The organism is Cellulosimicrobium sp. Marseille-Q8652, from assembly GCF_965112045.1.
This window is the reverse complement of sequence record NZ_CBCOPS010000002.1, coordinates 1,710,291-1,733,373: the sequence shown is the minus strand read 5'-3', so window position 1 is coordinate 1,733,373 and position 23,083 is coordinate 1,710,291. Positions and strand designations below refer to the sequence as shown.

The following is a 23,083-nucleotide window of genomic DNA, read 5'->3' as shown; positions in this document are numbered from 1 at the left end:
CCGCCCTCGCTGCGGCACGCCCTCGTCCTCCCTGACCCCGGTCGTACGACGCCCTTCTCGGGCGCGTCCGCCGCGGGCGCGGCAGGGTGGGGCAGTGTTGGCGGAACGAAAGGAAGAAGTCATGGTCGATCACCCTCGGGCGAGGAAGCTCGCCGACCGGATCAAGGTCATCGTCGCGCAGATGCTCGACACGCGGATCAAGGACCCGCGGCTCGGGTTCGTCACCGTCACCGACGTGCGCGTGACCGGCGACCTGCAGAACGCCTCGGTGTTCTACACGGTCTACGGCACCGACGAGGAGCGGGAGGGCACCGCCGCCGCGCTCGAGAGCGCCAAGGGGATCATCCGCTCGGAGGTCGGAAAGCAGACGGGCATCCGCCTCACGCCGACGCTCGAGTTCCACCTGGACTCCGTGCCGGAGACCGCCGCGCACCTCGACGCGGCGCTCATCGAGGCGCGGCGCCGCGACGCCGAGCTCGCTGCGCTGCGCGAGGGCAAGTCCTTCGCGGGCGACGAGGACCCGTACCGCACGCCCGAGCAGGGCGATGAGCGCGCCGAGGACTGACCGCCCCGCGCCCCCGCCGCGGCGCCCGACCGCGCCCGACGGGCTGGTCGTGGTCGACAAGCCGTCCGGCTGGACGAGCCACGACGTCGTCGGGCGCGTCCGTCGGCTCGCGGGCACGCGCAAGGTCGGGCACGCCGGGACGCTCGACCCGATGGCGACCGGGGTGCTCGTGCTCGGCGTCGGCCGGGCGACGAAGCTGCTCACCTACGTCGTGGGCGCCGACAAGGAGTACACGGCGACCGTGCGGCTCGGCGTGACGACCACGACGGACGACGCCGAGGGCGAGGTCGTGGACCGGGCCGACGCGTCCGGCGTCGCGCGCCCGGCGCTCGACGCCGAGGTCGCCCGGCTCACGGGCGAGATCCTCCAGGTCCCGAGCGCCGTGAGCGCGATCAAGGTCGACGGGAAGCGCGCGTACGCGCTCGTCCGCGCGGGCGAGCAGGTCGAGCTCGCGGCCCGGCCGGTGACCGTCTCGCGGTTCGCCGTGCACGACGTGCGCCCCGTCGCGCCCGGCTCGTCCGGCGTGCCCGACGCGGCCTCCGCCGCTCTCGACCTCGACGTCACCGTGGTGTGCTCGTCCGGCACGTACGTCCGCGCCCTCGCGCGCGACCTCGGGGCCGCCCTCGGCGTCGGTGGCCACCTCACCGCGCTGCGCCGCACGCGGGTCGGCGGCTACGCGCTCGACGGCGCCGTCACCCTCGAGGACGCCGAGGCGCAGGCCGACCGCGACGGCGTGCTCCGGACGCTCCCGCTGGCCGACGCCGCCCGGGCCACGTTCCCGGTGCGCGACGTCACGCCGCAGGAGGCGACCGCGCTGTCCTACGGCCAGTGGGTCCCCGCGTCCGGGACGCCGGGGACGACGGCGGCCGTCGCGCCCGGCGGGGATCTCGTCGCGCTGCTCGAGGACACGCGCCGGGGCGGGAAGGACCTCGCGCGCCCGGTCCTCGTGCTCCCCCCGGCATGACCGGGGTCCGGGACGACGACCCGGTTCGGCGTCGCGGCCCGGTCGTGGCAGGCTTGTCCAGCGCGGCCACGGCCGACGCCGCCCCGCGTCGCCCGTGGACCGGTGACCCCACCACGACCACCCCGAGGAGTTCTCGCGTGCACCTGTGGACGGACCTCAGCCAGGTCCCGCCGGGGTTCGGCCCGACGGTCGTGACCCTCGGAAACTTCGACGGCGTCCACCGCGGCCACGCGCAGGTCCTCGGGCGCATCGTCGACCTCGCCCGGGCCCGTGACGCCCGCGCGGTCGCCGTGACGTTCCACCCGCACCCGGCCGCGGTGCACCGGCCGGACGAGGCACCGGAGCTCATCACGGGCATCGCGGACCGCATGGAGCTGCTCGCGGGCACGGGTCTCGACGCCGTGCTCCTCGTCGAGTACACCCTCGACTTCGCGCGGCAGACGCCCGAGGAGTTCGTGCAGACGTATCTCGTCGACGGCCTGCACGCCGGGACCGTCGTCGTCGGGCACGACGTCCGGTTCGGCCGGGACAACTCGGGCACCCTCGCCACGATGGTCGAGCTCGGCGCGCGCCACGGGTTCGAGGTCGTCGCGATCGACGACGTGGGCCAGCACCAGGGCGTCCCCGTCACGGAGGGCGACGCCGGGCACGACGCCCGCTGGTCGTCGACGGGCGTCCGCGCGCTGCTCACGGCCGGCGACGTCCGGGAGGCGGCGCGCATCCTCGGGCGTCACCACCGCGTGCGCGGAGCCGTCGTGCACGGCGACGCGCGCGGTCGCGACCTCGGCTTCCCGACGGCCAACCTCGGCGAGATCGCCGGCATGGTCCCGGCGGACGGCGTCTACGCGGGCTGGCTCGAACGCCCCCAGCTCGCCGCGGCGGACCCCGAGCACCCGGACGTCCGGCTGCCCGCCGCGATCTCGATCGGCACGAACCCGACGTTCGACGGCGTGGAGCGGCGCGTCGAGGCCTACGTGCTCGACCGCACGGACCTCGACCTGTACGACGAGGACGTCGTCCTCGAGCTGGTCGACAGGCTGCGGCCGACCCTGAGGTTCGACGGCGTCGAGCCCCTCGTCGCGCAGATGCACGACGACGTGGCGCGCGCGCGCACGGTGCTCGCCGCCGACGCGGGGGAGTGAGGCCCGTGCGCGAGGACCCGGCCGTCGTCGCGCGCGACCTGCGTGTGGGGTACGGGGACGTCGCCGTGTGCGCCCCCGTCCACCTCAGGCTCTCGCCGGGGGAGGTGCTCGCGGTCGTCGGTCCGAACGGGAGCGGCAAGTCCACGGTGCTCAAGACCGTGCTGGGCCGTCTCGACGCGCTCGGCGGCACCGTCGAGGTCCTCGGACGACCGGTCGACGAGCGCGAGCGCGCGTTCCGCGCCCGCGTCGCCGGCGTGGGGGACGACGACGCGTACTTCCCGGGCCTGAGCGTGCGCGAGCACCTCGTGCTCCTCGCGCGCGGGCACGGCGTCGCGGCGGCGGGCGACGCCGTCGACGAGGTCATGGCGATGCTCGGCATCACGTCGCGCGCGGACGCCGCACCCACCGAGCTGTCGTCCGGACAGCGCCGGCGCCTGCTGCTCGCGACCGCGTTCGTCCGCCCGCGAGACGTGCTCGTGCTCGACGAGCCCGAGCAGCGTCTCGACCCGGGGACCCGCCGGCTCGTGGCCGACCTCGTCGCCGCGGAGGCCGCTCGCGGTGTCGCCGTGCTGCTGGCGACCCACGACGCCGAGGTCGCGGCGCGCACGGGCGCACGGGGCCTGCTCGTCGGCGAGGACGCCTGCACCGACGTCGCACGCGACGACCTCGCCGGGGTCCTCACGGCGGTGCGATGACGTCGATCGGCGCTCCCGACGTGCGCACGGCACCCGAGGAGCAGCTCACGGGCCGCGAGCTGCGACGCCTCACGGCCCGTGTCGCGACCTGGCACGCGCGGCGTGCCGGGCGCGGGCCGGGCCAGCTCCTGGTCGACGTCGCCTACGTCGTCGTCTCCGTCCTGCTCGCCGGCGTCCTCGTCGGCGGATCCGTCGCCGCCCTGGGAGACGTGCTGACGAGCGAGCAGGCGTGGACCGTCGGCGCGACGCCGGGCGCGGACCTCGATCCCTGGACCGGCGGTGCACGACCCCCGGCACCGGGCGTGGTGGTCCTGCTCGTGCTGTGCGTGCTCCTCGGCCTGGTGGCCTCGACCGCGGCGCGGCTCGGCCCCGCGGGGGTCGGGACCGCCGGGGTGCGCTGGTGGCTGCCGACGCCCGCCGACCGTCGCGGGCTGCTCCTGCCGTCCGTGGGCGCGGCGACCGGATGGGCCGTCGTCGCGGGAGCGCTCGGCGGTGCGGCCGCGGGGCTCCTCGCTGCGGCCGGGCCGACCGGCGCGCTCTCCGCCGCCCTCGTGGGGGCGCCGGCCGCCGTCGTGGTGGTGTCCCTCGCGGGCCTCGTCCAGCATCGGGGCTCGCGCACGGCCGTGCTCGTGGGCGACACGCTCGTGGCGTGCGTCCCGGTCCTCGGGCTCGTGCTCGTCGTCACCGGGCTGGACGTGCCCGTCCTCGGGCCCTCGACCACCCTCACGGCTCTCGCGGCGGTGCTCGCGGTGCTCGCGGCAGGTCTGGCCCCGGCCTGGTCGGCGCGCGTCGCCCGGCTCCGCCTGCCGGTCCTCGCGGCCCGCAGCGGTGAGTCCGACCGGCTGGGTGCGGCGCTGCTCTCGCTGGACCCGCGCGACCTCGGGCGTGCGCTCGACGCCGGTGCGCGGCCGCGCCGACCGCGCCGCGGCCGGTCGTTCCGTGCCGTGCGGGGCCCCCGGAGCGCGGTCGTCGCCGCCGACGTCGCGCTGCTCGTGCGCACGTCGTCCTCGTGGACGCAGCTCGTCGGGCTCGTCGCGCTGCTCGTGCTCGCGCACCAGGTGCCCCTGCTCGCGGCCGGGCCCGGCCTCGTGGCCGTGGTCGCCGTCGCGGGCGCGCGGGCGGCGGGGCTCGGCGCCGGCGGCGCGCGCCACGCCGAGATGGTGCCGGCCCTGGACGCGTCCCTGCCGCTGTCCGCCCGCGCGGTCCGGACGGTGCGCCTCGTCGTCCCCGCGGCCACGAGCGCCCTCGCGCTCGTCGTCGTTCTCCTGCCCGTCGCCCTGGCGACCGGCTCCCCGGGGTGGCTCGTGCTCGCCGTGCTCGTCGGCGTCGGGTGCGGCGCCGGAGCGGTGCGCGGCGCGCTGCGGCCGGAGCCGGACTGGTCGGGACCGCTGCTCGCGACGCCCATGGGCGCGCTCCCCCTGAACGCCGCGTCGGTGGCGCGGCAGGGCCCCGACCTCCTCCTGCTGAGCCTCGTGCCGTTCACGGTCGCCGCGCTGCTGGGCGTCGTCACCCCGGTGCTCGTCGTCGTGCAGGCGGTCGCGGCGCTCGCGGCGGCGGCGATCGCGACGCACGCCCCGCGACGGCGCTAGGCGCCGCCGGCACGGCGCGGAGGCGTCGGCCGGCGCCCCGACCGTGTCACGGACGGCTGCGCGCTCTCTCCCTCTCCGTGTGAGGCCCGTCATGCGTGCGTGACGCGCCCGTCGCGGTCGTGGTGCCCGGCAGGTCCGGACCCGCCCGCACGTGTTCTCACCCCGCTCTCACAGAGAGGCAGAGCCATGGAGGCTCAGCAGAACCCGGCGGCCACCGTCGCCGAGGACGTGGTCGACGCCGTCGCCCCCGACGCGGTCGACCAGGCGTCCACCCCGATCGGCCGGACGGTGCGCAGCGTCGGCCACGGGTCCACCGTGGCCGCCGTCGACGACACCACCGACGAGCACGTCGACCCCGCGTCGTCGAACGCGCCGCTCCTGCCCGCCGCGGAGGCGGCCGTCGCCCGCGACCACCTGCTGCACCGGTACGACTCCACGACCGCGTTCGACTACCTGTTCCCGGAGCTCGCCGACCGGTTCCCGGCGTTCCACCTGCCGGCGGGCGACGGCGCGACGGCGAGCACGGTCCAGGCGCTCACGGCCCTCGGCACGGCCATGGTGGCTCGTCCGGGACCCGTGCCAGGGCGGCCGCCGGTCGACCTCAACTCCCACGTCCCGGCTGTCTACACCTACTGGGGCCAGTTCATCGACCACGACATCACGCTCAACACCAACGGGCCGGACACGACGACCGGCGACGGCGGCGACCAGGCGCTGGGCGACGTCGACGCGTCCCCGTTCGCGGTCTTCGGCCCGAAGGTCGTCGTCCGCTCGCTCCACAACGGCCGCCACCCCGCCCTCAACCTGGACTCGCTCTACGGCAGCGGACCGGTCTTCGAGGGGGAACCGGGCGTCGGCACCACGCGCAGCGAGGCGTCGTACGTGCCCGGGTCGGCCAAGCTCCGGCTCGGCCGCATCGCGACGGAGCCCGTCGCGTTCCCCGGCGGCCCGACGTTCACGCTCGTCGCGCCCGGGGACGACGCGCAGCGCGACCTGCCGCGGGACGACGGCGGCGCTCCGCTCATCCCGGACGGGCGCAACGACGAGAACCTCGTCGTGGCGCAGTTCCACCTCGCGATGATCCGGTTCCACAACGCCGTCGTCGACTGGGTGGGCGAGTTCGAGCCGTGGGTCCGCGTCGGAGGGGAGCGCGCCGTCTTCGAGCGCGCGAGCCAGCTCGTGCGGTGGCACTACCAGTGGCTCGTCGTCAACGACTACCTGCGCACGCTCACGAAGCCCGGGGTGCTCGACGCGGTCCTGCTCCGCGACACGTCGGTGTTCCGTCCGCGCTACCCGATCTCGATGCCGCTCGAGTTCGCCGTCGCGGCGTTCCGGTTCGGCCACTCGATGATCCGCGACACGTACGACTTCAACGTCAACTTCACGGGACCCCCGCCCGCCAACGCGAGCCTCGTCGAGCTGTTCCAGTTCACGGGCAACGGTGGCAGCCTGTTCCCGGGTCCGTCGGGCGGGCCGGCCCTCCCGTCGAACTGGCCGATCGAGTGGGCGAGGTTCGTGGACAAGGGCGACGCGTCGCCCTTCCGCATGGCCGAGAAGATCGACACGTTCCTCGCGCCGAGCCTCGGGACGCTCGTCAAGGAGGGCGTCCTGCCCGCCGAGCCGCCCGCGCACACCCCGCAGCAGCTCGCCGCGAGCGCCCTGCAGAAGCAGCTCGCCCAGCGCAACCTCCTGCGCGGCTACATGCTCGCGCTGCCGACGGGCGAGGCCGTGGCGAACGCCCTCGGCGTCTCGCCCCTCACGACCGCCCAGCTCGAGGAGCGTGCGGGGGACGACGTCAAGCAGGCGCTCGCCGCGCTGCGCACCGGCGACCACGGCGGCACGCCGCTGTGGTACTACGTGCTCAAGGAGGCGGAGGTCCAGGGCAACGGGAGCTTCCTCGGTGACGTGGGGAGCAGGGTGCTGGCGGAGACCTTCGTCTACCTGCTGCGCCAGGACGAGACGTCGTACGTCCGGGCGAGCAACCACTGGACGCCCGCGCAGGGCGTGCACTTCGAGGACGGCTCGCTCGTCCTCACGCTGCCGGACGTCCTGCGGTTCGCGGGCGTGCTGCCCGACGCCGCGGGGGAGTTCCGCGGCGGCGGCACCGCCGGGCACGACGGCGCGCCGTGACCTGACCGCCGACCTGACCACCACCCGACCACCGCCTGACCACCGGGCGCGACGGCGCGGCGTCCCTCGCGGGAGCCGCGCCGTCGTGCTGCGTCCGTGCCGTCCGTGCCGTCCGTGCCGTCCGTGCCGTCCGTGCCGGCCGCAGGTCCGGACGCCGCCGGACCGGACGAGGGCGTCCACCTGGTAAGATCGATGCGCCGTCTGATCGGCCGCGGATCCAGAGAGCCTCAGGAAGTTCCTCCTGACGCGCCGCGCAACGAACCCGAAGGAGAACCGTGCCGCTCGACACTGCCACGAAGCAGCGCATCATGACCGAGTACGCGACGAGCGAGGGCGACACCGGTTCGCCGGAGGTCCAGATCGCGATGCTCTCGCAGCGCATCAAGGACCTGACCGAGCACCTCAAGGAGCACAAGCACGACCACCACAGCCGTCGTGGCCTGCTCCTCCTCGTCGGCCAGCGTCGCCGTCTCCTCGGCTACCTGCAGAAGGTCGACATCAACCGCTACCGCAGCCTGATCGAGCGTCTCGGTCTGCGCCGCTGAACCACCCTCTCCAGCCCGGTCCCCTGCGGGGGCCGGGCTGGTCTGGTGAGATGTACCCGTAGAACACCCACTGCGCCGCCGGCCTCTCGTTCGGTCCTCGGTAGTGGCCCACGGACCCCGTCGCGCGTCGTCCTCCCGGACGACGGACGGGCACCGCCGTGGACCTCGATCGAAGACCGCCGAGCGTCGAGCGCGACCGGAGCCCTCTGCGCGCCAGACGCGCGCGAGCGGCACGGACCGGAACCCTCGACAGGGCTACCCGGGCGGCGCTTCGAGAAGAGGAGGGCACCCGTGGAGGGTCCCGAGATCCAGTTCGCCGAGGCCACGATCGACAACGGTCGCTTCGGCACCCGCACCGTCCGGTTCGAGACCGGGCGCCTCGCCCGTCAGGCGGCGGGCTCCGTCGCCGCGTACCTCGACGACGAGACCATGCTCCTGTCGACCACGACGGCCGGCAAGCACCCCAAGGAGCAGTTCGACTTCTTCCCCTTGACGGTGGACGTCGAGGAGCGCATGTACGCCGCGGGCCGCATCCCCGGCTCGTTCTTCCGCCGCGAGGGCCGTCCCTCGACGGACGCGATCCTCGCCTGCCGCCTCATCGACCGCCCGCTGCGCCCCTTGTTCGTCAAGGGCCTGCGCAACGAGGTCCAGGTCGTCATCACCGTCCTCGCGATCCACCCGGACGACGCGTACGACACCCTCGCGATCAACGCCGCCTCGGCGTCGACGCAGATCTCCGGCCTGCCGTTCTCCGGCCCGGTCGGCGCGGTCCGCATCGCGCTGATCGACGGCCAGTGGGTCGCGTTCCCCAAGTACTCCGACAAGGAGCGCGCCGTCTTCGACATGGTCGTCGCCGGCCGCAACGTCGTCGCGGCGGACGGCTCGACCGACGTCGCGATCGCCATGATCGAGGCCGAGGCCACCGACAACGCGTGGGGCCTCATCAAGGACGAGGGCGTGGCCGCGCCGACCGAGGACGTCGTCGCCGAGGGCATCGAGGCGGCCAAGCCGTTCATCAAGGCCCTGTGCGACGCACAGGCTGCGCTCGCCGCGCAGTCCGCGAAGCCGGTCCGCGAGTTCCCGGTCTTCCTCGACTACCAGGACGACGCGTTCGCCGCCGTCGAGGCCGAGGTCGCCACGGACCTGCGCGACGCGCTCGCGATCGCGGACAAGCAGGACCGCGAGAACCGTCTCGACGAGATCAAGAACGAGATGGTCGGCAAGCTCCAGGCCGGGTTCGACGGCCGCGAGAAGGAGCTCTCCGCCGCGTACCGCTCGCTGCAGAAGAAGCTCGTGCGCCAGCGCGTCCTCACGGACGGCGTGCGCATCGACGGGCGTGGGCTCGCGGACATCCGCACGCTCTCGGCCGAGGTCGAGGTGCTCCCGCGCGTGCACGGCTCCGCGCTGTTCGAGCGTGGCGAGACCCAGATCATGGGCGTCACGACGCTCAACATGCTCCGCATGGAGCAGCAGATCGACTCGCTCGGCCCGGAGACGCGCAAGCGCTACATGCACAACTACAACTTCCCGCCCTACTCGACCGGTGAGACCGGCCGCGTGGGCAGCCCGAAGCGCCGCGAGATCGGGCACGGCGCGCTCGCCGAGCGCGCGCTCGTGCCGGTGCTGCCGAGCCGCGAGGAGTTCCCGTACGCCATCCGTCAGGTGTCCGAGGCCCTCGGCTCCAACGGGTCGACGTCGATGGGCTCGGTCTGCGCCTCGACGCTCTCGCTGCTCAACGCGGGCGTGCCGCTGCGCGCGGCCGTCGCGGGCATCGCGATGGGCCTCATCTCCGACACCGTGGACGGGGAGACCCGCTACGCGGCGCTCACCGACATCCTGGGAGCCGAGGACGCCTTCGGCGACATGGACTTCAAGGTCGCCGGCACGCGCGAGTTCGTCACGGCCATCCAGCTCGACACCAAGCTCGACGGCATCCCCGCCTCGGTGCTCGGCGGCGCGCTGACCCAGGCCCGCGACGCGCGCCTGACGATCCTCGACGTGCTCGCCGAGGCGATCGACGTGCCGGACGAGATGTCCCCGAACGCCCCGCGCGTCATCTCCGTGAAGGTGCCGGTCGACAAGATCGGCGAGGTCATCGGCCCCAAGGGCAAGATGATCAACCAGATCCAGGAGGAGACGGGCGCGGACATCTCCATCGAGGACGACGGCACCGTCTACATCGGCGCCACCGACGGCCCCTCGGCCGAGGCCGCCCGCGCGGCGATCAACGCGATCGCCAACCCGCACGTCCCCGAGATCGGCGAGCGCTTCGTCGGCACGGTCGTCAAGACGACGTCCTTCGGTGCGTTCATCTCGCTCTCCCCGGGCAAGGACGGTCTGCTGCACATCAGCCAGATCCGCAAGCTCGTGGGCGGCAAGCGCGTCGAGAACGTCGAGGACGTGCTCTCCATCGGCCAGAAGGTCCAGGTCGAGATCGGCGAGATCGACCCGCGCGGCAAGCTCTCGCTGCACGCGGTCGTCGAGGACTCCGGTGACGGCGCTCCCGAGGATGCTCCGGCCACCGAGGGCGGCGACGCCTGACGTGCCCTGGGACCTCCCGCTCGTCCCCGCCGGCAGCGCCGGGGCCGAGCTGACCGCCGGGCAGGACGGTGCGACGATCCGTCGCTCCGTCCTGCCCGGCGGGGTCCGCGTGCTCACCGAGTCGATGCCGGGCCTGCGCTCGGCCACGATGGGCGCGTGGGTGGGCGTCGGCTCGCGCGACGAGACCGACGGCCACTTCGGCTCGACCCACTTCCTCGAGCACCTGCTGTTCAAGGGCACGGCACGCCGGTCCGCGATGGACATCGCCGAGGCGTTCGACGCCGTCGGCGGCGAGGCCAACGCGGCGACCGGCAAGGAGCACACGTGCTACTACGCGCGCGTGCTCGACACCGACCTCCCGATGGCGGTCGACGTCGTCGCGGACATGGTGACCTCCGCGCGCCTCGACGCCGACGAGCTCGAGACCGAGCGCGGCGTCATCCTCGAAGAGCTCGCGATGAACGACGACGACCCCTCGGACGTCGTGCACGAGGAGTTCGCGGCGGCCGTCCTCGCCGGCCACCCTCTGGGAAGGCCGATCGGCGGCACGCCCGACACGATCAACGCGGTGCCGCGCGACGCGGTCTGGGAGCACTACCGGTGGCACTACCGCCCCGAGACCCTCGTGGTCGCGGCGGCGGGAGGCGTCGACCACGACGTGCTCGTGGACCAGGTGACGGGGGCCCTGAGCGACGGCGGGTGGGCGCTCGACGCGTCCGCCGCCCCGCGCGCGCGACGCGACCCGCACGACCCCGCGCTCGCGGGCGTGGGGGCCGACGCCGTCGAGCTGACGATCCGGCGCACGGTCGAGCAGGCGAACGTCATCATCGGCGGGACGGGTCTGTCCGCCACCGACGACCGGCGCTTCACCCTCTCGGTCCTCAGCGCCGCCCTCGGTGGCGGCATGAGTTCGCGCCTGTTCCAGGAGATCCGCGAGAAGCGCGGTCTGGCGTACTCGACGTACTCGTTCGCGTCCGGCCACGGCGGCATCGGCACGTTCGGCCTCTACGCGGGCTGCGCGCCGTCGAAGGTCGACGAGGTCACGGCGCTGCTGCACGGCGAGCTGGACCGCTTCGCCGACGACGGCATCACGGGCGCCGAGCTGGACCGCAGCATCGGCCAGCTCGCGGGCGGCCTGGTCCTCGGTCTCGAGGACTCGGGCTCGCGCATGAGCCGCCTCGGCAAGGCCGAGCTCGTCTACGGCGAGCTGCTGAGCCTCGAGGAGTCGCTCGACGCGATCCGGTCGGTCACGGCGGACGACGTGCGCAAGCTGGCCGGCGAGCTCGCCTCGCGCGCCCGTTCCGTGGTCCGCGTGGGCCCGTTCGGCGACTGAGCGCCGCCACCCGGTCGACCACGGCACGGCCGCCCCTCCGCACGGAGGGGCGGCCGTCGTCGTCCCGCCGACCGGCCGACGCCACCCGCCGGATAGGGTGACGGGCGTGAGCGAGCAGAACACCACCGGGCAGAGCACCACCGAGCACGACACCGTCGGGGAGGGCTCCTCCAGGCGGCTACGGGTCGCGGTGCTCGGCGCCGCGGGCCGCATGGGCACGACGGTGTGCGCGGCGGTCGACGGCGCCCCCGACCTCGAGCTCGTCGCGCGCCTCGACGCGGGCGACACGGTCTCGGCCGCGACGCTCGGCGGCGCCGACGTCGCGGTCGACTTCACCGTGCCCTCCGCGACGGAGGCGAACGTCCACGCCCTCGTCGACGCCGGGGTGCACGCCGTGGTCGGGACGACGGGCTGGACCGACGAGAGCCGGGGCCGCCTCGTCGCGCACCTCGGACGTGCCGCCGCGGACGGGCGACCCGGTCTCGGCGTCCTCATCGCGCCGAACTTCGGGCTGTCCGCGGTGCTCGCGATGACGTTCGCGGCCAAGGCCGCGCGCTACTTCGAGTCGGCCGAGGTGATCGAGCTCCACCACCCGGACAAGGTCGACGCGCCGTCGGGCACCGCGCGCCACACCGCCGCGGCGATCGCCGCGGCCCGTGCCGACGCAGGGCTCGCGCCCGCTCCCGACGCGACGGAGACCGGCTGGGAGGCGCGCGGTGCCGACGTCGACGGCGTGCGCGTGCACGCGGTGCGGCTGCGCGGGCTCGTGGCGCACGAGGAGATCCTCTTCGGCAACCCGGGGGAGCAGCTCGTCATCCGGCAGGACTCGTTCGACCGCGTGTCCTTCATGCCGGGCGTGCTGCTCGCCGTGCGCGAGGTCGTCTCGCGCCCGGGCCTGACCGTCGGGCTCGAGAACGTGCTGGACCTGGCATGAGCCGCGCTCGGCCCGACGACTCGAGCGGTCCCGTCGCACGGCGGGCACGCCGTCCGTGGAAGGCGGTCGTCGGCGCGGTGGTCGTCACCGCGCTGCTCGCCCTCTACGTCTGGCAGGTCGCGGGCCGTGCCGCCGCCCTGATCCGGACCGGCGAGCCCGCCGCGATGGCGATCGGTGCCGGCGTGCTCGTCCTGCCGCTCCTCGTCGTCGGGCTCGTGGGCAAGGAGTTCCTCCTCGCGGGGACCGTGCAGCGGATGGCCGACGAGCTCGCGGGCTCCGGGCGGCTGCCCGTCGACGACCTGCCGCGGTCCCCGGGGGGCCGCATCGACCGCGCCGCGGCGGACGAGGCCTTCGCGCCGTACCGGGCGGCCGTCGAGGCGGACCCGGAGAGCTGGGAGGCCTGGTACAACCTGGCCTTCGCGTACGACGCCTCGGGCGACCGGCGGCGTGCCCGCGAGGCGCTGCGCTCGGCCGCCAGGCTGTACCGCGCACGCCCCCGCTGACGGGCTCCCGGGCCGACGCTCAGAGGCTCGTCCAGCAGTACAGGCGGTGCCCGGTGTCGTCGGCGCGCACGCACAGCGTCGCCAGCTCGTGGAGGGCAGCGGACAGGTCGCCGGGGTCCGAGCCCGCGAGCTCGGCCGTCGCGGCCCACCGCACGGCGAGCCGGTCCAGCGCGGTCGACGTGGTGGCGGCGAGCGCGGCCACGAGCTCCTCGGACACGCTGACCACCCACGGTCCTTCGTCGCCCGCGGTCGCGACGAGCGTCCCGTGCCGGGGGTGGCGGACGACCTCCGCGTACGGCCGGTCGACGAGGAGGCTCGTCAGCGTGCCGAGCACCACGAACGGGTCGATGCCCGGGAGCTCGACGGCGGCGAAGGTGCGCCGCATCGTCGCGGGGTCGACCGCGCGAGGACCCTCGACGGCGACGCTCGCCGCGCGCTCGTCGCCCTCGGCTGTGAAGTAGTCGGTGAGGAGGCCCATGGCGGTCGATCCTCGCAGGGGGTCGGACGCCGTGGGTCACGACCGTGTCACCGTCGTGTGACGAAGTGGGTCGCTCGACCGCGCGCGCTGCGTCAGACCTCCGCGACCCACCGGTGCTCGACGACGTCGCGCACGCCGGTCGCGAGGGTGCGGGTGCGCCCGTCCGGACCGAGGCCCGCCCCCGCGAGGAACTCCTCCCGGCCGGCGTCGCCGTCGAGCACCCACGTGACGACCTCGCTCGACCCGTCGCGCCGGAGCCGGTCGACGGCGGCCGACAGCAGGCGCGAGCCGTGCCCGCCCCGCTGGTGGCGCGGCTCGACCTCGAGCGCGAGCACCTGGCCGGGGGCGACGGCCGCGAACCCGACGACGTCGGGGCCGTCGCACGCGACCAGCACGCCGAAGCCCGGGCCGGGCGGGGACGAGATCGCGGCCGCCCACTGCTCGCGCATGCGGACGGTGTCGAGCGCGTCGAGCACGTCGTCACCGAGCACGTCGCGGTGGTGCGCGCGCCAGGCGCCCACCTGGATCGCGGTCATCGCGACGTCGTCGCCCGGGACGGCGGGTCGCACGGAGACGTCGGCGGTCTCGCGGAAGAGGCTCATGGACCCACCCTAGGCGGGTGGACGGTCAGCCCCACCCGAGGGCGCGGAGCCCCGCGGCGGTCGCGGCGGCGAGCAGCACGACGACGATGAACGGCGCCCGCAGCGCGAGCGCGACGGCGGCGACCGCGAGCGCGGGCAGCCGCGCGTCGACGACGACCGACTGCCCCGCGGCGAGCGTCTGCACGGCGACGAGCGCCCCGAGGAGCGACGCCGTGACGAGGGCCGCGGTCCGTGCGACGCGCTCGTCGGCGAGCCAGTGCTCGGGCACGAGATGGCCCGCGAGCTTGAGCGCGAAGCAGACCGCCGAGGCGACGAGGACGACGAACCAGACGGTGGCGGGGGACATCAGGACTCCTTCCGCGGGTGGCGCCGGGCGTCGACCTGACCCACGACGACCGCGGTGGCGGCGGCGGCGAGCACGGGCAGGCCCGGCGGCACGAGCGGGATGAGGACGACGGAGACGACGACCGCGGCCGCGACCGTGAGCTGCACGGCCCGCGTCGCGAGACGCGGCCACAGGAGAGCGAGGAACGCCGCCCCGGCCGCGGCGTCCAGCCCCCACGTGCGCGGGTCGCCGAGCGCGTCGCCGGCGAGCGCACCGACGAGCGTCATGAGGTTCCACAGCACGAAGACGCCGGCCCCGGTGAGCCAGAATCCGACGCGTGCGGCGCGGCGCGAGCGCTGCGCCGTCGCGACGGCCGCGGACTCGTCGATCGTCAGCTGCGCGCCGAGGACCTTCTGCCACGCGCGCAGCGCGAGCAGCGGCCCCAGCTGTGCGCCGTACAGGCTGTTGCGCACGCCGAGGAGGCCCGCGGTGGTGATCGCCGCGGCCGCGGTACCGCCCGCGCCGACGACGCCGACGAGCGCGAACTGCGACCCGCCGGAGAACATGAGCAGGCTCAGCGCCATGGTCTGCACGACGTCGAGCCCGGCGACGACGGAGAGCGCACCGAACGAGACGCCGTAGAGCCCGGTCGCCACCGAGACGGACACGGCCTGCCGGACGGCGCCGCGGACCTCGTCCTCGACGGCGGCCTCGACCGCCTCCTCCACCCCCTCCGGCTCGGTCACGGGTGCGGGTCCGCGGGGCCCTCGCCCGCCGCCGCGGCGTTCGCCGCGCGCTGGTGCGCCGTGAGGGACATCCGGTCGATCGCGGCGAGGGCCAGCGCCGAGACGACGAAGGCGAGATGGATGACGACCTGCCACAGCATGACGTCGTCCGGGATGCGTCCGCTCGAGGACTCGATGAACGTGCGGAGCAGGTGGATGGACGAGATGCCCACAATCGACATGGCCAGCTTCGTCTTGAGCACGTTCGCGTTCACGTGGCTCAGCCACTCGGGCTGGTCGGGGTGACCCTCGAGCCGGATGCGGGAGACGAAGGTCTCGTACCCGCCGACGATGACCATGATGAGCAGGTTCGAGATCATCACGACGTCGACGAGGCCGAGCACCGCGAGCATGATCTCCTCGGCGCCGAAGACGTGCGCGACCATCTCGTGCGTCTCGGGGTCCTCGACCACGTGCTCGCCCGTGAAGCCGCCGACGATGAGGTGCCACAGCTCCTTGAGGAACTGCCACACGTAGACGACCTGCGCGACGATGAGACCGAAGTAGAGCGGCGCCTGGAGCCAGCGGGACGCGAAGATCATGTAGCCGACGGCGGTGACGCGCGCGCTGGGCGACGGCAGGCTCGGAGCGGTCGGGGCAGGTGCGACGGGCACGGGTTCGGTCTCTCCGGGGGGTCGGACGGCGCGGGGGCGCACTGCGCTCGGCGAGGCAGGGCGGGCGTCAGGCTACCAACGGCCGACGACGGTCAGGTCGACCGTCCCGGACGTCCGCCCCGGCGCGCGCTGAGCCCGCCGGGCAGCGGGCGCGCCGGTCACAGCGCCACGTACACCGTCTCCTGGAACTCCTCGAGCCCGGCCTCGCCGCCCTCGCGCCCGAGGCCGGACTGCTTGAGCCCGCCGAAGGGTGCGCTCGCGTCGGACACCATGCCGCGGTTGACCCCGATCATCCCGGCCTCGATCTCCTCCGAGACGCGCACCGCGCGGTCGAGCGAGGTCGTGTACGCGTAGGCGGCCAGGCCGTACTCGGTCGCGTTCGCGAGCGCGATGCCCTCGTCGTCGTCCCCGAACGCGACCACGGGGGCCACCGGGCCGAAGATCTCCTCGGTGACCACGCGCGCGTCGGGATCCACGCCCGACAGGACCGTGGGCGCGTAGAAGTGGCCGACGTCGCGGGGCCGCGTCGCTCCCGTGAGGACCTGGGCACCCCCGTCGGCCGCCGCGCCGACGAGCTCGTCGACCTTCTCCACGGCCTTCTCCTCGATCAGCGGCCCGACCTGCACGCCGTCGTCCGCGCCCGGTCCGACGCGCAGGTCCTCGAACGCGGCGGCGAGACGCTGCGCGAACTCGCGCGCCACGGCGTCCTGCACGAGGAAGCGGTTGGCGGCGACGCAGCTCTGGCCGGCGTTGCGCAGCTTGGCGACGAGCGCACCCTCGACCGCGGCGTCGAGGTCGGCGTCGGCGAACACGAGGAACGGCGCGTTGCCCCCGAGCTCCATCGAGGTCCGCAGGACCTGCTGCGCCGCCTTCTCCAGCAGGGTCCGTCCGACGGCCGTCGAGCCCGTGAACGACAGCTTGCGCAGGCGCGGGTCCGCGAGCAGGGGCTCGCTGACGTCGGCCGCGCGCGACGACGGCACGACGTTGACGACCCCCGCGGGCAGGCCGCGGTCCGCGAGCTCGGACCGCACGACCTCCGCGACGAGCGCCGTCGTGAGCGGGGTGAGGCGCGCGGGCTTGACGACGACCGTGCACCCGGCGGCGAGCGCCGGGCCGATCTTTCGCGTGGCCATCGCGATGGGGAAGTTCCACGGCGTGATGAGCAGGGCCGGCCCGACCGGACGGCGGTGGACGAGCTGCCGGTTGCCGCCGGCCGGGGCCGTGCGCACGAGCCCGTCCGCCCGCACGGCCTGCTCGGAGTACCAGCGCAGGAAGTCGGCGCCGTACAGCACCTCGGCCCGGGCCTCGGCGAGCGGCTTGCCGCACTCCGCGGTGATGAGGGCCGCGACGTCGTCGGCCCGCGCGACGAGCCGGTCGTGGACGGCGCGCAGGACCTCGCCGCGCTCGCGCGGGGGCGTCGCCCGCCAGGCGGGGGCCGCCCGGTGCGCGGCGTCGAGGGCTCGCAGGGCGTCCGCCGGGCTCGCGTCGGCCACGTCGAACAGCGACTCCTCGGTCGCCGGGTCCTCGACCTCGAACGTGCGCCCGCCCTCGGCGGGGCCCCAGCGGCCGTCCACGAGCAGGCCCGTGGGCACGTGCGCGACCAGCGCGGGGGACAGGTGCGACACCGACGCCGGGCGGGACATGGTCCGAGTATCGCCCTGGACCGGGGACCGACGCACCCGGGCGCCACGTGGTCCGGCGCGCCCCCGGTGACCGGTGGCACGGTAGTTTGTGCACATGGTCCTTCCCGCCACGCCTGCGCGCCCCTTCGGCGCGGTCCTCACCGCCATGGTCACGCCGATGACGACCGACGGGACCGTGGACCTCGAGGCGGCGGCACGCCTCGCGGAGCGCCTGGTCGACGACGGCAACGACGGCCTCGTGCTCAACGGCACGACCGGCGAGTCCCCGACCACCCACGCCCCCGAGAAGGCCGACCTCGTCCGTGTCGTCGTCGAGGCCGTGGGCGACCGGGCCGCGGTCGTCGCGGGGGCCGGGTCCAACGACACGGACCACGCGCTGCGGATGGCCGAGCAGGCCGCCGAGGCGGGCGCCGACGGACTGCTCGTCGTGTCGCCGTACTACTCCCGGCCGAGCCAGGAGGGCCTCTACCGGCACGTCGTGGCGGTCGCGGACGCCACGGACCTGCCCGTCATGCTCTACGACGTCCCCGGTCGCACCGCGGTGCGGTTCGCCGCCGAGACGTACGCCCGTCTCGCCGCGCACGAGCGGGTCGTCGCGACGAAGGACGCCTCGGGCGACGTGTACGCGGCGGCCACGCTCGCCGCCTCGACGGGGCTCGCCGTGTACAGCGGGGACGACACCCTGCTGCTGCCGTTCCTCGCGCACGGCGGGGCGGGGGTCGTCGGGGTGTCGTCGCACGTCGTCGGGTCGCGGTTCGCCGAGGTCGTGCGCCGGTTCGACGCGGGCGACCACGCCGGCGCGCTGGACGTCTTCCTCACCACCGTCCCCGTCATCGACGCGCTCAACGGCGCCGGGTTCCAGGCCGTCATGGCCAAGGCGGCGGTCGAGCTGCTCGGCCTCGCCGACAACCGTCACCTGCGCCTGCCCAACGTCGCGGCGAGCGAGGAGGAGGTCGCGATCGTTCGCGACGCCCTCGCGGCCGCGGGGCTGCTCCCCGCGGGGGCACCGGTCGCGCGGTAGCGCGCGACCACCAGACATCGATCCATCGGCTCAGCCACGACAGGAGGCCTCATGAGCCACCCCCATCCCGAACTCTCCCTGCCTCCCGAGCTCCCGGCCGGAGGGCTGCGCATCGTCGCCCTCGGCGGGCTCGGCGAGGTCGGGCGCAACATGGCCGTCCTCGAGTACGACGGGCGCCTGCTCGTCATCGACTGCGGCGTGCTCTTCCCGGAGGACAACCAGCCCGGCGTCGACCTCATCCTCCCGGACTTCGACTACATCGCCGACCGTCTCGACGACATCGAGGCGATCGTGCTCACCCACGGGCACGAGGACCACATCGGCGCCGTCCCGTACCTGCTGCGCCTGCGCCGCGACATCCCGCTCGTCGGGTCGCAGCTCACGCTCGCGTTCGTCGAGGCGAAGCTCAAGGAGCACCGCATCACGCCCGTGACGCTCGTCGTCAAGGAGGGCCAGGTCGAGCAGCTCGGCGTGTTCGGGTGCGAGTTCGTCGCCGTGAACCACTCGATCCCCGACGCGCTCGCGGTCGCCGTCACCACGGGTGCCGGCACGGTCCTGCACACGGGCGACTTCAAGATGGACCAGCTCCCCATGGACGGCCGCATCACCGACCTGCGCGCCTTCGCGCGGCTGGGCGAGCGGGGCGTCGACCTGTTCATGGTCGACTCGACCAACGCGGAGGTCCCCGGCTTCGTCACGCCCGAGGTCGAGATCGGCCCCGTGCTCGACAACGTGTTCGCCCAGTCGGAGAAGCGCATCATCGTCGCGTCCTTCTCGTCGCACGTGCACCGCGTCCAGCAGGTGCTCAACGCGGCGCACCACCACGGTCGGCGCGTCGCGCTCGTCGGGCGGTCGATGGTCCGCAACATGACGATCGCGTCCGAGCTCGGCTACCTCGACGTGCCGCCGGGCGTGCTCATCGACCTCAAGAAGGTCGACTCGCTGCGCGACGACGAGATCGTCCTCATGTGCACCGGGTCGCAGGGCGAGCCCATGGCCGCGCTGTCCCGCATGGCGAACGGCGACCACAAGGTGTCCGTCGGCATGGGCGACACCGTGATCCTCGCGTCGTCGCTCATCCCGGGCAACGAGAACGCCGTCTTCCGGATCATCAACGGGCTCACGCGGCTCGGCGCACGCGTCGTGCACGGCGGCAACGCCAAGGTCCACGTGTCCGGGCACGCGAGCGCGGGCGAGCTGCTCTACTGCTACAACGTGCTCAAGCCGAAGAACGTCATGCCCGTGCACGGCGAGGTCCGCCACCTCGTGGCGAACGGGGCGCTCGCGGTGCGCACGGGGGTCCCGGCGGACCGGGTCGTGCTCGCCGAGGACGGCGTCGTCGTCGACCTCGTCGACGGCAAGGCGTCCGTCGTGGGCGCGGTGCCGTGCGGCTACGTGTACGTCGACGGCTCCAGCGTCGGCGAGATCACCGACGCCGAGCTCAAGGACCGGCGCATCCTCGGCGAGGAGGGCTTCGTGTCCGTCTTCGCCGTGGTCGACTCCGCGACCGGGAAGGTGCTCGCCGGGCCGCAGATCCTCGCGCGCGGCTTCGCCGAGGACGACGCGGTGTTCGAGGGCATCCGGCCCGACGTCGTCCAGGCGCTCGAGGACGCGATCGCGGGCGGCGCGACCGACACGCACCAGCTCCAGCAGGTGATGCGCCGCGTCATCGGCCGCTGGGTGTCGAACCGCCTGCGTCGCCGCCCGATGATCGTCCCGGTCGTCGTCGAGGCCTAGCCCCCGTCCCTCGGGACCGTCGTCCGGTGGACGACGGTCCCGAGGCGCTCTCCGCGGCCCTATCCTGGCGCTCCGTCCGAGCCCAGGAGGCCGACCGTGTCCTTCCACCACCCCGTCGGGGTCGAGCCGCGCCACCCCGACCTGCCCGGCGCCACGGGGCGGCCCGTGCGGGCACGTCCGGGGCCGTCGACCGGGTGGGGACACCCGCCGGCGTCGACCGTGCTGAGGCCGGTGCCGCGGGCGTGGGGGACGGCGTCGGTCGCGCTCGCGGCGGTCGTCGCGGCCACCCAGGTCGCCGCCTTCGGGCTCTCGATCCCCGTCGTGGCGACGCTGCACGACGCGTGGTCCGGGCTGCCTGTGTCCCTCGGGGTGCTGTCGTCGTACGACGCCACCACCTACGCCATGTTCGCCGCCGGTCTCGTGGCCGGGGTCGTCACGATCGTGTGGCTGTGGCGCAGCCGCGTGCTGGCCGAGGACCTCTCGCCGGGCTGGCGCCACGCACGGTCGCGCACGTGGGTGTGGCTCGGCTGGCTGCTCCCGGTCGTGTCGTGGTGGTTCCCGTACCAGGTCGTCCGGGACGTCCGCACCGCGACCCTGCGCGTCCGCCGGCCCGGACCGGTGGCGTGGTGGACGGCGTGGGTCGTCGCGGCGTTCGCGTCGCAGCTGTCCGGACGCGTGCTGTCGTCGACCGAGCCGGCCGTCTGGAACGCGCTGCCCGTGCTCGACGGCGTCGGGGCAGCGGCGTTCGTCGCGGCCGCGGTGCTGTGGGCCCGGATCGTCCGCGAGGTCGCAGCGGGGCAGCGCGCGGCTGCGGCGGCCGCGCCCCCGACGACCGCGGCCGTGTCCTGACGGCCGCCGGGACGACCCGTCAGGGCGTGAGGAGGGCGCGCCCGACGGTGAGCGCCGCCGCCCGGTAGCGTGCGTCGCGCGCAGGGACGTCCCCCGGGACGAGGCCCGCGAGCTCGAGCGAGACGAGACCGTGCACGAGGCCCCACAGGCCGAGGGCCGCGTCCTCCACGGCCGGGGGCGGCGCGGCGGGCACGACGCGCGCGACCGCGTCGCGCAGGACGAGGAACGTCGGCTCGTCGACGGCGCGGTCGGCGTCCCCGCCAGGACGCACGCCGCGCGCGAACATCACGGCGTAGAAGTGCGGGTCCGCGAGGGCGAAGCCCCGGTACGCGACGGCGAGCGTGGCGAGGTCAGCGGCCGGGTCGTCGGTCCGCCCGGCGGCGCGCAGGTGCGCGGCGAAGCGGCGGAAGCCCTCCGCGGAGACGGCTGCGAAGAGGTCCTCGCGGCTGCCGAAGAGCGCGTACACGGCGGACGGGCTGGTCCCCGCGTCGGTCGCGACGGACCGGACCGTCACGGCCGCCTCGCCGTGCGCGGAGATCGTGCGGGACGCGACGTCGAGGAGCCGGTCGCGCAGCGCGGCGTCGTGCAGTCGGGGTCGGGCCACGGCACGAGTCTAGGGGCCTTGACGCCGGTTTGCGAACGGTGTTCTATAACGGTGTTCGCAAACTCTTCGACCCGCTGGGCGCCGTGCCGCGCGGCGGTCCCGTCGACCCTGGAGGTCCCCTCGTGATCGAGCTCACCGACGCCGCCCGCATCACCGCCGGCATCGTCCTCCTCTCCGTCGTCGGCATCGAGTCCGGCGGCGCGTTCCTCGTGCGGGTGGTCACCGGCAGGGTCGCCGCCACGGGCTTCCAGACGTCGTTCTTCCGCGCCGGTCACGCGCACGCCGGGGTGCTCGTCATCCTCGGCCTCGTGTGCCTCCTGCTCGCCGAGACGACGGACCTCACGGGCTTCTGGCGCTGGCTCGGGGCGACCGGTGTGCTCGTCGCGGCGATCGTCATGCCCGCCGGGTTCTTCCTGTCGGCGGCCGGTGCAGGCCGCGACGCGCCGAACCGTGCCGTCGTGCTGCTGCCCGTCGGGGCCGCGGTCCTCGCGGCCGGTCTCGTGACGCTCGGCGTGGGCCTGCTCCTCGCCTGAGGCGGCCCGCCGACGCCGGCCCGCGCGTCACCGCTGTGCCGGGCCTCCGCTCCCGTCCCGTGACCGCAGCGCGGCGAGCTGCTCGGCGTGCCAGCCGGCGACGTACCCGGTCAGCCGGGCGTCGGCGACCGGGCGCCCGTCCGACGCCGCCCGCTCGAGCGCGTCGAGGTACGCGCGGTCCGCGGCGAACCGGCGGGCGACCGCAGGGCGCCCGGCGGCGGGGGAGCCGTGCCCCGGCACCAGGACCCGCGCGTCGCGGGCCACCTCCTCGAGCAGGTCGAGCGCGGCACGGTATGTGCCCACGGGGTCGGGATCCTGCGTGTCCACCAGCGGCACCTCGACGTCCGACAGCATGTCCCCGGCGAGCACCGCGCCCGCGACGACGAGCGCCGCGTGGCCCGGGGCGTGCGCGTCGTGCCCGACGACGCGGGGCCGCTCGCGCTCGGCAGGCGGGCCGGGCGCCGGGGGTGTGAGGCCAAGGTCTCCGGGCCACGGGAGGGTCGGGCCGTCCGGCAGCGCGTCGAGCGCCCCCACGAGCGCGGGGTCGTGTCCCGGGGCGTCCGCCTCGACCGCCGCGAGGACCTCGCCGCGACGCCGCGCCAGCCCGGCCACGGCCCGCGCCATCGCCCACCGCGGCACGCGCCCGAGGTCACGGTGCCACAGCACGTGGTCCCAGTGCGGATGCGTCGAGAGACCGGCCGTGACCCGCCAGCCGCGCTCCGCGATCGCGGTCGCGAGCCCCGCGCACTCCGCGACGGTCACGCCGGGGTCCACGACGAGGGCCTCGCCGGAGCGCGACACGACCACGGTCGAGGTCGTCGTCCAGATCGACGACGTCGCGACGTGGACGCCCGGCGCGACCTCCACGAGCGACCGGGCACGAGGGCGTGCCGGGCGTCCCCGTGCCGGACCCGTCATCCCGACCTCCTTCGCAGACACACGTCGTCGCGT

Annotated in this window: 23 protein-coding genes; 15 read left to right on the top strand and 8 right to left on the bottom strand. The window is 74.8% G+C overall.

What is annotated here, in order from left to right:
* Window positions 1-121 precede the first annotated feature (121 nt).
* The 11 genes from rbfA (at window position 122) to ACWPWV_RS17710 (ending at window position 12,941) form a co-directional block, all read left to right on the top strand.
* Complete coding sequence (rbfA, locus tag ACWPWV_RS17760; RefSeq protein ID WP_251150676.1) at window positions 122-565, top strand: 30S ribosome-binding factor RbfA; 444 nt, start codon at window positions 122-124, stop codon at window positions 563-565.
* Window positions 546-1,529 carry a tRNA pseudouridine(55) synthase TruB gene (gene truB / locus ACWPWV_RS17755; RefSeq protein ID WP_454044224.1) on the top strand — a complete coding sequence of 328 codons (984 nt, stop codon included), beginning with the start codon at window positions 546-548 and terminating at the stop codon, window positions 1,527-1,529. Before rbfA ends, truB begins: the two co-directional genes overlap by 20 nt.
* Before the next feature lie 137 nt (window positions 1,530-1,666).
* A complete protein-coding gene (locus ACWPWV_RS17750) occupies window positions 1,667-2,671 on the top strand; it encodes a bifunctional riboflavin kinase/FAD synthetase (RefSeq protein WP_454044223.1) in 1,005 nt (334 codons plus the stop codon).
* A gap of 5 nt (window positions 2,672-2,676) precedes the next feature.
* Window positions 2,677-3,366: an ABC transporter ATP-binding protein gene (locus ACWPWV_RS17745; RefSeq protein WP_454044222.1), complete on the top strand. Its 690-nt coding sequence runs from the start codon at window positions 2,677-2,679 to the stop codon at window positions 3,364-3,366.
* Window positions 3,363-4,955: a DUF6297 family protein gene (locus ACWPWV_RS17740; RefSeq protein WP_454044221.1), complete on the top strand. Its 1,593-nt coding sequence runs from the start codon at window positions 3,363-3,365 to the stop codon at window positions 4,953-4,955. The genes ACWPWV_RS17745 and ACWPWV_RS17740 overlap by 4 nt, the downstream gene beginning before the upstream one ends.
* A 186-nt stretch (window positions 4,956-5,141) precedes the next feature.
* Window positions 5,142-7,085, top strand: a complete 1,944-nt coding sequence (locus ACWPWV_RS17735) for a peroxidase family protein (protein ID WP_454044220.1) — start codon at window positions 5,142-5,144, stop codon at window positions 7,083-7,085.
* A 275-nt stretch (window positions 7,086-7,360) separates the two neighbouring features.
* Window positions 7,361-7,630: a 30S ribosomal protein S15 gene (gene rpsO / locus ACWPWV_RS17730; RefSeq protein ID WP_251150682.1), complete on the top strand. Its 270-nt coding sequence runs from the start codon at window positions 7,361-7,363 to the stop codon at window positions 7,628-7,630.
* A gap of 291 nt (window positions 7,631-7,921) precedes the next feature.
* On the top strand, window positions 7,922-10,171 hold the full coding sequence (locus ACWPWV_RS17725) for a polyribonucleotide nucleotidyltransferase (RefSeq protein ID WP_454044219.1): 2,250 nt from the start codon (window positions 7,922-7,924) through the stop codon (window positions 10,169-10,171).
* A 1-nt stretch (window position 10,172) separates the two neighbouring features.
* Window positions 10,173-11,504 (top strand): M16 family metallopeptidase, encoded by a 1,332-nt coding sequence (locus ACWPWV_RS17720; protein ID WP_454044218.1) that lies wholly within the window; start codon window positions 10,173-10,175, stop codon window positions 11,502-11,504.
* A 190-nt stretch (window positions 11,505-11,694) separates the two neighbouring features.
* Complete coding sequence (gene dapB, locus ACWPWV_RS17715) at window positions 11,695-12,438, top strand: 4-hydroxy-tetrahydrodipicolinate reductase (protein ID WP_454044587.1); 744 nt, start codon at window positions 11,695-11,697, stop codon at window positions 12,436-12,438.
* Window positions 12,435-12,941, top strand: coding sequence for a tetratricopeptide repeat protein (locus ACWPWV_RS17710; protein ID WP_454044217.1), 507 nt, complete (start codon window positions 12,435-12,437; stop codon window positions 12,939-12,941). The genes dapB and ACWPWV_RS17710 overlap by 4 nt, the downstream gene beginning before the upstream one ends.
* Window positions 12,942-12,960: 19 nt before the next feature.
* Here the strand turns inward: ACWPWV_RS17710 and ACWPWV_RS17705 are convergent, their stop codons facing one another.
* The 6 genes from ACWPWV_RS17705 to ACWPWV_RS17680 form a co-directional block, all read right to left on the bottom strand.
* Window positions 12,961-13,419: a hypothetical protein gene (locus ACWPWV_RS17705; protein ID WP_454044216.1), complete on the bottom strand. Its 459-nt coding sequence runs from the start codon at window positions 13,417-13,419 to the stop codon at window positions 12,961-12,963.
* Between the two features lie 92 nt (window positions 13,420-13,511).
* The gene (locus tag ACWPWV_RS17700; protein ID WP_454044215.1) at window positions 13,512-14,021 is read right to left on the bottom strand and encodes an N-acetyltransferase family protein; all 510 of its coding nucleotides are present in this window, start codon (window positions 14,019-14,021) and stop codon (window positions 13,512-13,514) included.
* Between the two features lie 25 nt (window positions 14,022-14,046).
* Window positions 14,047-14,367 carry an AzlD domain-containing protein gene (locus tag ACWPWV_RS17695; protein ID WP_454044214.1) on the bottom strand — a complete coding sequence of 107 codons (321 nt, stop codon included), beginning with the start codon at window positions 14,365-14,367 and terminating at the stop codon, window positions 14,047-14,049.
* The gene (locus ACWPWV_RS17690; RefSeq protein WP_454044213.1) at window positions 14,367-15,092 is read right to left on the bottom strand and encodes an AzlC family ABC transporter permease; all 726 of its coding nucleotides are present in this window, start codon (window positions 15,090-15,092) and stop codon (window positions 14,367-14,369) included. The genes ACWPWV_RS17695 and ACWPWV_RS17690 overlap by 1 nt, the downstream gene beginning before the upstream one ends.
* Entirely contained in the window at window positions 15,089-15,745 is a 657-nt protein-coding gene (locus ACWPWV_RS17685) for a TIGR00645 family protein (RefSeq protein ID WP_454044212.1), read from the bottom strand. Before ACWPWV_RS17685 ends, ACWPWV_RS17690 begins: the two co-directional genes overlap by 4 nt.
* A 158-nt stretch (window positions 15,746-15,903) precedes the next feature.
* Window positions 15,904-17,388, bottom strand: coding sequence for an NAD-dependent succinate-semialdehyde dehydrogenase (locus ACWPWV_RS17680; RefSeq protein ID WP_454044211.1), 1,485 nt, complete (start codon window positions 17,386-17,388; stop codon window positions 15,904-15,906).
* A gap of 94 nt (window positions 17,389-17,482) precedes the next feature.
* Between ACWPWV_RS17680 and dapA the strand changes: the two genes are divergently transcribed.
* From dapA to ACWPWV_RS17665, 3 genes are all read left to right on the top strand, one after another.
* Complete coding sequence (dapA, locus tag ACWPWV_RS17675) at window positions 17,483-18,409, top strand: 4-hydroxy-tetrahydrodipicolinate synthase (protein ID WP_454044210.1); 927 nt, start codon at window positions 17,483-17,485, stop codon at window positions 18,407-18,409.
* A gap of 51 nt (window positions 18,410-18,460) precedes the next feature.
* Window positions 18,461-20,146: a ribonuclease J gene (locus ACWPWV_RS17670; protein WP_454044209.1), complete on the top strand. Its 1,686-nt coding sequence runs from the start codon at window positions 18,461-18,463 to the stop codon at window positions 20,144-20,146.
* A gap of 96 nt (window positions 20,147-20,242) precedes the next feature.
* Window positions 20,243-20,995, top strand: coding sequence for a DUF4328 domain-containing protein (locus ACWPWV_RS17665; RefSeq protein WP_454044208.1), 753 nt, complete (start codon window positions 20,243-20,245; stop codon window positions 20,993-20,995).
* Window positions 20,996-21,014: 19 nt separating this feature from the next.
* Here ACWPWV_RS17665 and ACWPWV_RS17660 read toward each other — a convergent pair whose 3' ends face one another.
* Window positions 21,015-21,599 carry a TetR/AcrR family transcriptional regulator gene (locus tag ACWPWV_RS17660; protein WP_454044207.1) on the bottom strand — a complete coding sequence of 195 codons (585 nt, stop codon included), beginning with the start codon at window positions 21,597-21,599 and terminating at the stop codon, window positions 21,015-21,017.
* A gap of 122 nt (window positions 21,600-21,721) precedes the next feature.
* Here ACWPWV_RS17660 and ACWPWV_RS17655 point away from each other — a divergent pair, with 122 nt between their 5' ends.
* Window positions 21,722-22,132 (top strand): hypothetical protein, encoded by a 411-nt coding sequence (locus ACWPWV_RS17655; RefSeq protein ID WP_454044206.1) that lies wholly within the window; start codon window positions 21,722-21,724, stop codon window positions 22,130-22,132.
* Between the two features lie 27 nt (window positions 22,133-22,159).
* Here the strand turns inward: ACWPWV_RS17655 and ACWPWV_RS17650 are convergent, their stop codons facing one another.
* Window positions 22,160-23,050 carry an MBL fold metallo-hydrolase gene (locus ACWPWV_RS17650; RefSeq protein WP_454044205.1) on the bottom strand — a complete coding sequence of 297 codons (891 nt, stop codon included), beginning with the start codon at window positions 23,048-23,050 and terminating at the stop codon, window positions 22,160-22,162.
* Between the last annotated feature and the right edge of the window lie 33 nt (window positions 23,051-23,083).